Annotated in this window: 15 protein-coding genes; 3 read left to right on the top strand and 12 right to left on the bottom strand. The window is 44.0% G+C overall.

The features are described from left to right. Window positions 1–11: 11 nt before the first annotated feature. The 8 genes from SFC25_RS03235 to SFC25_RS03200 form a co-directional block, all read right to left on the bottom strand. Window positions 12–674 carry a lysophospholipid acyltransferase family protein gene (locus SFC25_RS03235; RefSeq protein WP_411213909.1) on the bottom strand — a complete coding sequence of 221 codons (663 nt, stop codon included), beginning with the start codon at window positions 672–674 and terminating at the stop codon, window positions 12–14. Beyond that, window positions 640–1,371 (bottom strand): carotenoid biosynthesis protein, encoded by a 732-nt coding sequence (locus SFC25_RS03230; RefSeq protein WP_411213908.1) that lies wholly within the window; start codon window positions 1,369–1,371, stop codon window positions 640–642. Before SFC25_RS03230 ends, SFC25_RS03235 begins: the two co-directional genes overlap by 35 nt. Further along, entirely contained in the window at window positions 1,368–2,222 is an 855-nt protein-coding gene (locus SFC25_RS03225; RefSeq protein ID WP_411213907.1) for a phytoene/squalene synthase family protein, read from the bottom strand. Before SFC25_RS03225 ends, SFC25_RS03230 begins: the two co-directional genes overlap by 4 nt. After that, the gene (locus SFC25_RS03220; RefSeq protein WP_411213906.1) at window positions 2,191–3,672 is read right to left on the bottom strand and encodes a phytoene desaturase family protein; all 1,482 of its coding nucleotides are present in this window, start codon (window positions 3,670–3,672) and stop codon (window positions 2,191–2,193) included. The genes SFC25_RS03225 and SFC25_RS03220 overlap by 32 nt, the downstream gene beginning before the upstream one ends. Next, window positions 3,669–5,192 (bottom strand): phytoene desaturase family protein, encoded by a 1,524-nt coding sequence (locus SFC25_RS03215; protein ID WP_411213905.1) that lies wholly within the window; start codon window positions 5,190–5,192, stop codon window positions 3,669–3,671. The genes SFC25_RS03220 and SFC25_RS03215 overlap by 4 nt, the downstream gene beginning before the upstream one ends. A gap of 127 nt (window positions 5,193–5,319) precedes the next feature. Then, window positions 5,320–5,736 carry a cytidine deaminase gene (locus SFC25_RS03210; RefSeq protein ID WP_411213904.1) on the bottom strand — a complete coding sequence of 139 codons (417 nt, stop codon included), beginning with the start codon at window positions 5,734–5,736 and terminating at the stop codon, window positions 5,320–5,322. Then, window positions 5,714–6,121, bottom strand: a complete 408-nt coding sequence (locus tag SFC25_RS03205; RefSeq protein ID WP_411213903.1) for a DUF1798 family protein — start codon at window positions 6,119–6,121, stop codon at window positions 5,714–5,716. Before SFC25_RS03205 ends, SFC25_RS03210 begins: the two co-directional genes overlap by 23 nt. Before the next feature lie 45 nt (window positions 6,122–6,166). Next, window positions 6,167–6,382, bottom strand: a complete 216-nt coding sequence (locus tag SFC25_RS03200) for a hypothetical protein (protein WP_411213902.1) — start codon at window positions 6,380–6,382, stop codon at window positions 6,167–6,169. A 138-nt stretch (window positions 6,383–6,520) separates the two neighbouring features. Here SFC25_RS03200 and SFC25_RS03195 point away from each other — a divergent pair, with 138 nt between their 5' ends. Continuing rightward, on the top strand, window positions 6,521–6,631 hold the full coding sequence (locus tag SFC25_RS03195) for a spore protein (protein WP_411213901.1): 111 nt from the start codon (window positions 6,521–6,523) through the stop codon (window positions 6,629–6,631). Between the two features lie 20 nt (window positions 6,632–6,651). Here the strand turns inward: SFC25_RS03195 and SFC25_RS03190 are convergent, their stop codons facing one another. Beyond that, entirely contained in the window at window positions 6,652–7,611 is a 960-nt protein-coding gene (locus tag SFC25_RS03190; protein ID WP_411213900.1) for a DUF2515 family protein, read from the bottom strand. Between the two features lie 61 nt (window positions 7,612–7,672). Here SFC25_RS03190 and recU point away from each other — a divergent pair, with 61 nt between their 5' ends. Then, complete coding sequence (gene recU, locus SFC25_RS03185; protein ID WP_411213899.1) at window positions 7,673–8,311, top strand: Holliday junction resolvase RecU; 639 nt, start codon at window positions 7,673–7,675, stop codon at window positions 8,309–8,311. Then, window positions 8,311–10,950, top strand: coding sequence for a PBP1A family penicillin-binding protein (locus SFC25_RS03180; RefSeq protein WP_411213898.1), 2,640 nt, complete (start codon window positions 8,311–8,313; stop codon window positions 10,948–10,950). Before recU ends, SFC25_RS03180 begins: the two co-directional genes overlap by 1 nt. A gap of 44 nt (window positions 10,951–10,994) precedes the next feature. On the opposite strand, the gene nth is transcribed toward SFC25_RS03180, so the two are convergent. The 3 genes from nth to asnS form a co-directional block, all read right to left on the bottom strand. Beyond that, a complete protein-coding gene (nth, locus tag SFC25_RS03175; protein WP_411213897.1) occupies window positions 10,995–11,648 on the bottom strand; it encodes an endonuclease III in 654 nt (217 codons plus the stop codon). Window positions 11,649–11,664: 16 nt separating this feature from the next. Continuing rightward, window positions 11,665–12,372, bottom strand: coding sequence for a DnaD domain protein (locus SFC25_RS03170; protein ID WP_411213896.1), 708 nt, complete (start codon window positions 12,370–12,372; stop codon window positions 11,665–11,667). Window positions 12,373–12,441: 69 nt separating this feature from the next. Next, window positions 12,442–13,734, bottom strand: coding sequence for an asparagine--tRNA ligase (asnS, locus tag SFC25_RS03165; RefSeq protein WP_411213895.1), 1,293 nt, complete (start codon window positions 13,732–13,734; stop codon window positions 12,442–12,444). Window position 13,735 lies beyond the last annotated feature (1 nt).

Raw genomic sequence — 13,735 nt, 5'->3', positions numbered from 1 at the left:
CTTCTCCCTTCCTAGCTGATTTGTTCCTGGGGCTCTAACTGCTGTCCGCCAATGATTGTTTGCTTATGTTCGTCTGCTTGTTCCTCCAGCAGTTTTGATAAGTATAAACTCACACTGGCCCTCGTCATGGTTTCCCAGTCCTCCTGAATCGGTGCACCGAAATGCATGGATGCTATAGGCTTTTTTTCTTCTCCAAAATGATAATGCAAGGTGACCGGAACAACCGGGACAGGCATCTGATGAAGCAGATACCCTATTCCCGTCTCAAAGAGATATGGCCGCTGGTCTTGATGCAAAATCTGTCCCTGGGGAAACAGCCATACACAGCTGCCTCCTTCCAGCAGCTGTCTTGCATACTGGAGGGAAGTGACAACATCGCGAATTCTTGTCTTATCAATGGAAAAGGCACCAAGCTTGCGAAAGAAACGAAACGTTTCCAGCCCCTCTTGAGCCATCAGCATATAATGGTCACCCTTTACATGCTTTTCCGTAACTTGAAAAATCAACAGACCATCCCACCAGGAGCTATGATTGGCTATATATACGGCTGGTTTTTCTGGTACCTCGATATGTCCAGTTGCTTCTACCCGTTCAAAATTACGGGGAAGCAAATAGAATCGTTGATAAGCAGCAAAGAGTTTAATGAACCAGCGCTTTTTTTCTGCTTGAATCAAGTACTCTCCTCCCTTCTGAAAGAAGGATGAACAGAATGGCCAGACAAAAGACTAGGATGAAACCTTTCTTCAAGGCCAGCAATCCGAAAAACAGGAACATCAATTCCGGCAAACGATATGACCGGGCTGATGGCCTTTTTCCTTTTTGCAATGGAAGCAGATATGACAAAATGGCAGCTAGGAAGAACCATGTTATAAAGTTCGTTGCCGGAATGCCATAGTAAAAGCCGCCGTCATCCCACTGCCAAAAGCCCCAAGCCAATGCGACAGGGTCGAGTATAAGATCGATAAGGACGACCCATACGCCTGTCTCCAAAGCTCGCAGCAACTTATTTTGCTGAGTGCTGATCATCGTACTGTTAATAATAAAACCAACCCAAGCAATGGCAATTGTAAAAGGTACTCCTAACACATGATAGCCGAGCATCGTCGTGTATTCGTATTCTCCAAAAGGAAACCCGGTATAGACGCTCAGTGCTTCTATCAGCAATGTTGTCAAGCCAATAACCAAGAGAACGACAGTCGTCTTCCCAATTTTCGAATCATTAAATAAATAAGCTTTGCTTTCCACCAGTACAGCTGCACTGTAAAGGATCATAAAGATGCTATTTGCGAAATACAGCCACTCCGGAAGCTCCCAAAATAAAAGAAGCAAAAGCCCAATAAACAGCCAAACTGCAAAGATACGGTACATCATGTGATAGATTCCTTTTTCCTAGCCTTTTTAGCAGCTTGATAGAGTGCCAGTTTACGGGACTGCGATACATATGCGCGCCTATGGAAAACATCATAGTCATTCTCTTTGATTACATCCATGATTGCTGCGTAATAGCTGCTAGCCAAAGTTATCGCAAATGCGCTCGATTCAGGATACGTATTCAAGCCTTGCAGACCTTCTTCGAACCAATTGTTTGCAGTATTTATCAGTTCATCGACTACCTGGCGGAACGCCAAGGATGATTCCTGAGCATAGAACGCTTCCTCTGAATAGTCGTAGGCTGCCATAATCGATAATGGCAAATATCGCCGGCCCCTTTCCAAGTCTTCTCCAACATCCCGTAAAATATTAACAATTTGCATTGCCTTTCCGAGCTTGATTCCCGCTTGGACAATTTGCTCAGATGGATACTCGTGCAATACTGGCAGCAGCATTTCACCGACAGATCCGGCTACATGATAGCAGTAGTCTTCCAACTGTTCAAATGTCTTAAATTGCGTGTGCATCTCATCCATCCGCTGTCCCTTTATCTGGGTGAAAAATGGTTCTTTTTCTAAATTGGGGAATGTGTCGAAAAGCCAGCGCAAAGATGGCCAAATAAAATGTCCGTCTGCTTTGCTGAGATGATGAAAGTTCCACTCCAGCTCATCAAGCGTATACACGCTATTTTCAGGCTCATCCATGCTGTCATCGATCATCCGGCAGAAAGTATAAATAACGAACACAGCTTCCTTACGCGGAGAAGGAAGCTCGCGAAAAGCCTGATAGAAGCTCGCGGAGTGCTGCTTCATTGCCTTCTCACACGCTTTTGCGTACGGTTTCTTGAGCATTGTCTCCCACCTCTCTCTTCATTAGGTCACTTAGATTCTTCGCACCTTGCATGACGATTGGAACACCTCCACCGGGATGGACGGAAGCACCGACGGCGTACAGCCCTTCTATGCCGAACGGCTTGTTCTGTGGACGGAAGCCTCCAGATTGCAGCAGATTGGGAGCGATACCAAAGCTTCCTCCTTGATACAATCCCGTCTTACTGGCATCATCTGGCGTCCTTACCTTCAGCCATTCAATCGATTCCAATAAACCTGGCAGCAGTGTTTGTTCTGCTTTATGGAGAACACGTTCAACAAGCAAGTCTTGCTCCATCTCCCAATCGATATGGTCGCCAGATGGAACAGGAACCAGGAAATACAAGGCTGACTTTCCTTCAGGAGCACAAGTTGCATCTATGGAACCAGGGTTGAAAAGGTAGAACGAAGGGTCTTCGGGAATAGTACGAGTTTCGAATATCGCTTCCATATTGAACTGGAAATTATCGGGAAGCACAAACTGATGTGTCTGCAGCTCATCCCAGCAGCGATTCGTGCCCGCATAGATGAGCAGACAGCCGCTGGAGGCCTCGGGCTGTTTTTTCTTTTTTACTTTATTATCGCCAAGCAGCGAATGAATGGCCGGGAAATCTCCATTGAATACAATGTTATCAAACGGCTGGGATGTGCCATCAACCTCGATTCCGCTTACCCGTTTCCCATTTTTCCGTATCTTATCGACTTTTGCATTATATTGAAGTGTGACACCCCGCTCTTCACAATAAGAAACCAGCGTTTCAATCAATCCTGCATAGCCACCTTTGACATACCATATACCATGCGCGTGTTCACTATAAGAAATAAGACCATAAATTGCAGGTGTCGTATAAGGAGAACCTCCTATATACAGTGATTGCAGCGCATAAGCATCCTGCAGCTTCGGTTCAGTGAAATAATCACTGATGAAACTATGTACATCACGATAGGCTTTTGATTTATAAAGGAAGCGAAGATTGCTTGTCGTAAAGAAACGGAGCTTGTTAGAAAAGCCTTGCTCCAAAAACTGACTTACTCCAATCCGGTATATGTTCTCCATATCGTGCATAAATCGATCGAATTGCGGTGCTTGATTCGGAAACTTCGCCAGCAGTTCTTTTTTCTGTTCTGCTGGATCAGCATACTTTGTATAAGCCGTACCATCCGCATAATGGATGTTATAAAGCGGATCACATTTGATCAGCTTGAGATCCTCCTGCGGAATAGCGCATTTATCTAGTACATTGCGAATCATATCAGGCAGGAGAACGATTGTAGGTCCTTGATCAATACGGTACGTCCCATCTGTTTCGTATTGCATACGCCCCCCTGGACCTGCTTGCTGTTCAAAGACCGTCACTTGATGACCCTGTCTTTCCAGGAGCAATGCAGTTGTAAGTCCTCCGATTCCCGCACCAATAATCGCCGTCTTCACGTCGTCACCTTCTTCCGGGAAGATCTTATCGTTCGATAAGTTTTTACTCCATTGTTTTTCTCAACTAAATCAGCACTGATTTTTGCTGACTGGAAAATGGTTGGCAGCCCGCTGCCAGGGTGTGTTCCTCCACCGACCAGATAACAATGGGAAATCTCTTTTACTTGATTATGCGGTCGGTTGTACATCATCTGATCAAGTGAATGCGCTAAATTAAATACGGCGCCGTGCTGGATGTTCATCGCTTCCCAATCTGTCGGTGTGATACAATGCTCTGTTTCAATAAGTGCCTCGATATCCTCTATACCTGTTTCCCGTGCGAGGATATCAAGCATTTTCTGACGCATACGCGGGCTTGCTTCTTCCCAATCGATGTCAGATTCCGTATTCGGAACCGGCATCAGCAAATATACTGTTGACTTTCCAGCTGGTGCAGTTGTTGGATCAAGTTTTGTCGGATAATGAATGTAGACAGAGGGATCGTCTGAAAGTACGAATTGTTCTGTCATTTCTTCTACGTTCTTTTTGTAGTCATCAGCAAAGACAACCATATGATGCGGAAGGTCAACTTCTTGCTTCAAACCTAAGTAAAGCATGAAAGTAGAACAGGAATATTTTTTGTTTCCCATTTTCTTTTGGAATTTCTTTTTCCATTTATCCTCAAATAAATGCTGCATACTATAGCTGTAATCCGCATTGATAATAACTTCATCAGCTGGTATTTCACGTCCGTCTTCGAGGCGGAGACCTGTGGCCTGCTTGCCTTCCGTAAGCACTTGTGCTACAGATTTCCCGGTATGAACCATGCCTCCGTATTCCTCAATCACCTGCCGCATTGCTTCACAAATCCGATTGACCCCTCCAATCGGATGGTAAAGACCGAACTTATGCTCCAGATACGATAGTATCGTAAATGTTCCCGGGCACTTCCAAGGAGACATTCCTAAGTATTTTGCTTGAAAAGTAAAAGCATACTTCAACCGTTCATCGTTAAAATAGGTAGAAAGCTTACTGTATACTGTTTGGAACATATCCAGTTTCGGGAGGGCATGCAGCACCTCCTTGCTCATATAAGTGCGTCTATGTACGAAAGGCCTGCGCAGAAGCTTTTCCACTCGGTCGAACTTCTCTCCCTCTTTATCCATGAACTGAATGAAACCTTCACTTTCACCAGGAAAGACCCGTTCGATTTCATCCAGCATTTCTTGTCTGTCAACTCGCGGTGTGAACGTAACGTCGCCAAATCTGAGCGTATATAATGGATCCAGCCGATGCAGCTGAACATAATTATTAAGATCGCGGCCTGCTTCTTCGAAAAGCTCTTCTAGAAGCTGGGGCATCATAAAGAATGTCGCACCGAGATCAAATTGGAATTCCCCTTGTTTCAACCGTGAAGTCCTGCCGCCGATCACATCATTTTTTTCAAATATTTCTACGTTGTATCCCTTGGCTGCAAGCAGCATCCCTGCTGTCAGACCCCCAGGACCAGCTCCGATGATTGCTACTTTTTTCTTAGTCAACGGTCAGACCCCCCCATTCATAATAGTTCTCTATACCCTGTTTGCCTAATGAGGAAACCTTATCGAACGATAAATTAAAAAAGACCTAAAGTGTTAAACACTTTAGGTCTTTCCATTCGTTTAATTGTTATTGTGCTGCTTTTTCGTCAGAGAAAAGATCTTCTGGCTGGAAAGAAAACGGAAGCAGTTCTTCCATCGTAACTGTCTTGGATACGCCATTCATATTTGAAATGTGAATGACAGCATCTTGAGGGAAAAACTCAGCCATCACCTGCCGGCATGATCCGCATGGCGGTACTGGCCGTTCTGTATTCGCGACAACAGCTATTTCAGTAAATTCTCTCTCTCCGTTTGCAATAGCTTGGAAAATTGCAGTTCGTTCAGCACAGCATGTCACAGGATAAGCAGCATTTTCAATATTGCAGCCTTGATAGACATTCCCTGCCTTTGTCAGGACTGCAGCACCAACTCCAAATTTGGAATAAGGTATATATGCCCGTTCTCTTGCTTCTTTAGCTAAATCAATCAGTTCTTCTTTCGTCATTGTTCTCTTCCTCTCCGTCTCGTCCTTCTAAACGTTTCATATCTTCATCAAGCAGTTGGATGACGTAGCCGATCGATTGGTGATAATCCATATATCTTTCAGACCGGATGTCTATGTAATAGCTATGCAAGATGATTAGATGGACATTTTCTTCTGTAGACTGCACCTGCTGCGGATGCACACTGATCTCGCGCTGCTGGACAAAGTCCGCTGCAGCTTGATGCCACTTCTGCAGCAGCTGGTACATTGGTTCAGTTTCTTTCTTGACCATTTCAAAGAATGCTTTATCATGCTTTTCGCTTGGCGGCTCATGCGTAAGATAGCGCTCTTTCAGACGGGCCATCAAGTCGGATAGCTGCTTATTATATGTCTGTAATGTCGTCACTAAAACCCCTTCTCTGCTTATCGTGTTGTTCTATTATACAAGCAGTCAGGCTAATTTACCATGCTCATGATTCCTTTTATCATGCTTTTTATCCAGATGGGACTCTGCTCGGAGCACGCGTTCAATCAAAGGCTGCTTTAGTGTCGTCCTGTAACGGTTCGCCTGTACGGTGAGTCTTTGGTCCAATTTCCGATATACGCCAGCGAGCTGGAACAGAGCCAGCTGCAATTCTTCTTTGGTTACACCATTTTGCTTGTTCATCCGTATGCCCCCTTTTTCCTTACTGATTCTGCCAAGATAAGGCTTCTCCTGCACAGCTGACAAAACAACAAAAAATACGGGTACATTCGCATGATTCAGAGCTCTTTCGCTCATCCTAACTTTAAAGGAGGGTGAAAGATGAAAAAGCAAGAAAGAAAAACATCGACTGGTCAGAAACGCCCGACAGCCCGTACTGCTGGCGACGGATTTGATAAAAAGCTTGATGGACCGAATCGTCCTTCTGTATAAGTTTAAAAAAAGCAAAGCGATCAAATGACCGCTTTGCTTTTTTTCTTGATCGCTGCGGCTAAACTCATCACTCTTCTCTTCCAGTAAAAGACGGATCCTGTCGGGCGGTATCGCTTTTTTTTCGCAGAGATGAACCAACTTTCCTTTATGCCCCCATATCTGTACCAGTCCTTACGAATTTTATCTTCGTGTGAAATGACTGGATAGCTTGTCCGCAGCGGACAGCTTCCGGTAGTTCTAAACCTGCCAAAGTGTTCATAATCATCTCTGGACCCTGTATAAGGAGCGACTTTGGCAAATTGTAAAAAAGCCGGATGAAGCTGTTCATCAAAAAGGAGCTGACTTAATTTCTTACCTATCTCTATCCGCTCATCCACACTTGTAAAATGGTGAGCATACAGTCCATATAACCTGCCATCCAACGTAGGGAAAAATACCGCATTCAAACGCAATAAATCCTGCAGCTGGTATGGCCAACGGCTGAAGATATGTTTTTTATAAAAAGGCTGGACAATAACTGGTGAGCCGATGACATGCTGTTCATTGACAATAAGGCTGTAAAGCAGCTGCTGCACGTCTCCCTCTTTTAAGTATCGCTGCCACGTTTCTTCCATAAAAATAGAAACACGAAAATGACGCAGATATGCAATCATATCTATTTGTCCTTTTTTATGTGCTTCATATAAAAGCAGCTGCGGATACGCATCAGAGAAGATGAGCCAATTAGCACGTTCATAAAGGGAAAAAAGCTGTTTTCTTATCCGTGCTGACAGCAAGTCCTGAAACATATCCAATTGTAAATCTGTCATATTCCAGCCAGCGTTCCTGGAAACCATGGAAGCTAAAAATGCCCACTTTATCTCTGGATTGCTTTCATAAAAAGCTTGATAAGCCATCGTTCTTCGGATATTATCTAAGTTTGCAGCGGCTGTTTTCTCTTCGATGGAAGCTAGCAACTGTGCCGTGTCAGTAAATGTCATCGAATTGCCCCTTTTTCAGTTGAGTTACAGACACAAAGTGAAGTATTCTAAGGATTATGGTATGATCATTCCTATAGTGGGGGGAGAAACCGTGCAATATCCTAACGGGAAAAAGATCATCAGACAATCAGCTGCAACAAGGCTCAAGCAGCCGGTCGATTTCGGCAACAGGGGGATGACTTTAGAGGAAGATATCAATGAGACAAACGAGTACTACCTCGCTCAGCAAAAGGCTATCATCCACAAAAAACCTACTCCAGTGCAGATTGTCCAGGTCGACTATCCTAAACGAAGTGCAGCGGTCATTAAAGAAGCGTATTTCAAACAAGCATCCACTACGGATTATAATGGCGTATATCGCGGAAAATATGTAGACTTTGAAGCTAAGGTAACCAAAAACAAGACCAGTTTCCCGCTCTCCAATTTCCACGAGCACCAGATTACCCATATGGAGCATGTGTGCAGTCATGGGGCTATCTGCTTCGTCATTATGCGGTTTTCCGCACATAATCAAACATTTTTTTTCGAAGCAGAGAAACTTTTTCCGTGGTGGAAACGTCAATATGATGGAGGAAGAAAATCCATTCCCTATGATGTGATTTGTGAGGAAGGGTTTCTGATTCCAATGAAGTATCAGGCAAAGGTCGATTACTTGCACATTATCGATCAGCTTCATTTTAGAACGGAGGAAGAGGAGTAATGGCAGAAAAGGGCCAATCTCGTGCATCAAGAAGAAAACAGAAAAAGAAAAAAAGACCTATTTGGAAGAAAATTTTACTTACGATTGTATTGATTGGTGTATTATGTGTTATTGCAGGTGGTAGTGTATTTGCTTACTACGCTGCTACAGCTCCTAAGCTGGACGAAGAAAAACTATCTGACCCTGCTTCCAATATTGTCTATGACATGAATGGCGATGAATTTGCGGAATTAGGTTCGGAAAACAGACGAAAAGTAACGTATGATGATCTGCCGCAGCAGCTGATTGATGCAGTTACTGCAACGGAGGATTCCCGATTCTTCGAACATAACGGAATCGATATCATACGTACTGGCGGAGCGCTGGTTTCCAACTTTAAGAATGGATTCGGCGCTGAAGGCGGAAGTACAATCGACCAGCAGGTTATCAAACGTTCCTTCCTGTCTCCAGAAAAGACAGTAAAACGGAAAATGCAGGAATGGTGGCTTGCCTTCCAGCTTGATCGTCAATATTCCAAGGAAGAAATCCTGGAAATGTATTTGAATAAAGTATTCTATGGACAATATGCATACGGAGTTGCTACAGCCGCTGAAACATACTTCGGCAAAGATGATCTGAACGATCTTACATTGCCGGAAACAGCTTTACTTGCCGGTCTGCCGCAGCGCCCTACTGCTTATAATCCATTCGAGAATCCAGATCTCGCACAGGAACGTATGAACACCGTGCTTGATTTGATGGTACAGCATGAAAAGATCACACAAGCGGAAGCAGATGAAGCGAAAAAGACAAAAGTAGAGGATTTGCTTACTGAAAAGCAGCCGCAATCCAACAAGTACGGTGCTTTCTTGGATGAGGTACAAAAAGAGCTTAGCGAGCGTTTTGAAGATACTGATCTTAACTTGGATGGCATGAAGATCTACACAACTTTGGATCCGGATGCTCAGGAAACAGTCGAAAATGCGTTAAGTGAAGAAAGCGGCATTTCATGGGTAGATGAAAATCTTCAAGCTGGTATTACCCTGCTTGATACGAAAAGCAGCGCTATCCGAGCGATTGGCGGAAATAAAAACAACGAACTTGGCGGATTTAATTATGCAATTCAAGGATCGAATCAGCCTGGATCAAGCATGAAACCGTTAATTGATTATGCACCTGCTTTTGAAAATGGTGTGTATACATCTACTTATGAACAAATAAATGACGAACCTATTACTGTAGAAGAAGCCCAAAATTGGCAGCCAGGTAACTATGATAATCAGTTCCATGGTTGGCAGAGTGCTAGAAATGCGTTAGCTAAATCTTATAATATTCCGGCCATAAAAACCTTCCAGGCTGTTGGGCCTGAAAAAGCGAAGGAATTTGCAAATGGCTTAGGATTAGAGTTCAAGGACGATACCATTCATTATTCTGACAGTATCGGCGGTTCTTCGGAATTTCGGCCAATTGATCTTGCCGGTGCATATGCTGCCTTTGGTAATGAAGGTATTTATACAGAACCATACGCTATCACGAAAATAGAATTCAGTGATGGCAGCACGTTGGACATGAAACCAGAATCGGAAGCAGCAATGAGCGAATCTACTGCCTACATGGTTACAGACATGATGCGTTCTGTTATGACAGAAGGAACTGGAACATTGGCTAATGTTTCAGGACTTGATATTGCTGGAAAAACTGGTACAACAAACAAAGATGGTCAGGAAGGAAGTCCTGACTCTTGGATGAATGGTTTAACAACTAACTATACTCTATCCATCTGGACTGGTACTCCGGATGATACTATAATTGCTGGCGGCAGTGCCGGTACAAATGTTGCCAAGTACTTGTTCAAGCAAATTATGACCGAAGTCCATGAAGGCAAGGACACGGAAAGCTTTAAAAAACCCAGCAGCGTAGTGGAGGCGAAAGTCGAAAAAGGCTCTCGCCCTGCTGCTTCTCCAAGTGCTGGCACCCCCTCTTCTGAGATCCTGACGGAATTATTCCTGAAGGGTAATCTTCCTGGAACTACTTCAGAAAGATATGAAGAAGAAGAAATCGATCCGGTTACCGGACTTTCCGCAAGTTATGATGAAGCAAGCAATAGTATCAATGTGAGCTGGAATTATGACGGAGATGCGAGCTTCAGTGTAAGTGCTGATCCTAACGGCTCTACATCTACTTCTGATACTTCAGCAGTAATTGAAAACGTTCAAGCTGGACAAACCTACAACATAGCGGTTACAGCATCAGTTGATGGTGAAACTAGTGAGGCGAAATCAACTTCTGTCACCGTCCCTGGCGGAGAAGAGAATTCAGAAGAAGAAGAAAATCCAGATGAAAATGCAGAGAATCAACAAGATCAGAATAATGAAGATCAGCAAACTGAGGACGAGCAGAACCAAGATCAGAATGAGGAACAGAACCAAGACCAGAACGCCGATGAAAACAGTGACCAGAACAATGGTAATGGTAACGGTAATGAGAATAACAACGGCAATGGTAATGAGAATGGTAATGGTAACGGAAATTCTGATCAAGGTGAGGAATCAAGCAATACCGAGGAAGAGGAAAATCCTGATGAAGGAAATCAGGAATCTGATACCGGCGGAGAAGCTGAATCCGACAACGATCAAGGTAATGCTGACGAGCAACAATAATAAAGCAGAAAAAAGACAGTCACTTCATTTGGAGTGACTGTCTTTTAATTTGCTTCGGATCTAAGCCGTTTCTTCCCTTCCCGGCAAATGTCGTTCAATGGACATGCCAGGCAGTTTGGGTTTCTGGCCTTGCAATGATAGCGTCCGAAAAAAATCATGCGGTGATGTGTATCGCTCCACTCATCACGCGGCACTTTTTTCATCAATGTATTTTCTACTTCTGTTACATTGTCCTTCCAACGGCAAAAACCGAGCCGTTTGGATACGCGTTCTACGTGGGTATCCACGGCAATTGCAGGCTCATGAAAAGCAACCGATGCCACAACATTAGCTGTCTTGCGCCCTACCCCAGCCAATTTGACCAGTTCATCACGTGTGTCTGGTACAATACCATCGTATTGATCGATCAGCGTCTGACAAAGTTTCTGGATATTTTTCGCCTTGTTGCGATACAGGCCGATAGAACGGATATCATGCTGCAGCTCTTCTAGAGGAACAGCCAGATAATCTTCTGGAGTCCTATATTTTTGAAACAAATCCTTCGTAACTTTATTGACAAGATTATCGGTACACTGCGCTGACAGAAGCACGGCGATCACCAGCTCAAATGGATTACGGTGTACCAGCTCACAGGCTGCTTCTGGGAACATATCCCGCATCGCATCCAATGCCCGTCGTATCTGGGTTTTGTTCAGCATTGTATGCTTTACCTCCTCAATCTTCTTCCAGCCAGTTATAGTAAATACTCACATCGCGGGCTGGTGCTTGCTGCTCGGAACGCACTGCTGCTGCAGTCGGTCTTTGGTTCTCATGAAATGATTTGCTTTCCTTACGAGCCTGATCTACAGACCGGATACCTTTACGCTTCCATTCACGCAGGATACGATCGATATAGCGGAAATTCAATTTACTCATCAATACCGCTTCCCGCAGAGCAGCTTTAATAAGTGATGGCGGCTGCATGTCTTCATCCAGCCATAATGTGACCGTTTCTATTTCAAATGGCGACAATGGACGGCCGAATTCCTGCTCAAAGAGAATAAATATGGCTGCCTCTTCTTCTTTGTCTGTCTTCTTCTCAGGTTCTGGATAGACGGTTTCTGTAAAAGCAAGATGCCATAAGCCGTTCAAACTGTATGCTTGACTGCGCATATTGTCTTCCTGCACGTCTTCAATTTGAAGCAAGTTACGCTGCACGAGCTTGCGTAATATTAAAGCTACATCTCTTTCAGATAGTGTGACTTTTTTAGCAAGTTCATTCGTTGTTGGAAACATAATGCCTTGCTGCTGAAAAAAGCATATATGCAAAATGACCATCATCTCGGTTTCATTCAAACCAAGGGATACATATCGATTCATCAGGATGCCGGGAAAGGAAAATGGATTTCCCAGCATTCGTTGGTAATTCAAGTCGTTATTCATCTGGGTTCTCCTTCCATTAATAGGACAATCCCTCGTCATTCGACAAGGGATCGTTAGTTTATCTATTTATTATGGGTATAGACGGTTCAAAAGACGTGGGAATGGAATTGTCTCGCGGACGTGCTCCACACCGGATAACCAAGCAACTGTCCGTTCCAGACCTAGTCCAAAACCTGAATGCGGTACACTGCCGTATTTACGCAATTCCAAGTACCAGTTGTAAGCATCGCTAGTCAGATTATGTTCTTCATAGCGTTTTTCCATCAATTCAAGATCATCGATACGCTGAGATCCCCCGATGATTTCGCCATAGCCTTCAGGTGCAATCAAATCCGCACAAAGTACGACATCTTCCCGATTCGGATCTGGCTTCATGTAGAATGCTTTGATTGCAGCTGGGTAATGCGTGATGAATACTGGCTTATCGAAGCTCTCGGCGATAGCAGTTTCATGTGGTGCTCCGAAGTCCTCGCCCCACTCAATATCATCAAACCCTTTTTCTTTCAGCAACTCAATTGCTTTATCATACGTAATGCGTGGGAATGGCGCTGTAACTTTAGCCAATTTCTCTGTATCACGTCCAAGAATTTCAAGGTCCAGTTTGCAGTTCTCCAGCACAGAAGCAACAAGATGGCTGATGTAGTTCTCCTGGATTTCCAAGCTTTCTTCGTGTTCAACGAAAGCCATTTCCGGCTCGATCATCCAAAATTCAATCAAATGACGTCTTGTTTTGGATTTTTCTGCACGGAATGTAGGTCCAAAAGAGAATACTTTATTGAATGCCATTGCAGCAGCTTCCATGTAAAGCTGTCCGCTTTGGGATAGATATGCTTCTTCGTCAAAGTATTTCGTATGGAACAATTCAGTTGTGCCTTCTGCAGAGGAACCTGTCAGAATTGGCGGATCAATTTTTGTATAGCCATTTTCATGGAAATACTCATACGTTGCACGGATGATTTCGTTCCGGATTTTCATTACTGCGTGCTGCTTTTGGGAACGAAGCCATAGATGACGGTTATCCATCAGGAATTCTGTTCCGTGCTCTTTCGGTGTGATCGGATAATCTGTTGCAGCATGGATTACCTCTACATTGCTCACTTGAATTTCATATCCGAAGGAAGAACGGCTGTCTTCCACAACTTTTCCTGTAACATAAAGGGAAGTTTCCTGTGTCATGTTCTTAGCTGTTTGGAACACTTCTTCAGATACGTCACTCTTCACGACGACACCTTGAACGAATCCTGTTCCGTCACGCAGCTGCAAAAATGCAATTTTCCCGCTGGAACGTTTATTGCGGAGCCACGCTCCGATTGTTACTTCTTCTCCTACATGCTCACTAAGCTTAGCAATCGTTGTCTTCAAA

This window comes from Terribacillus saccharophilus, from assembly GCF_046592595.1.
Lineage (GTDB): Bacteria > Bacillota > Bacilli > Bacillales > Amphibacillaceae > Terribacillus > Terribacillus saccharophilus_C.
This window is presented reverse-complemented; position numbering and strand designations above follow the sequence as displayed.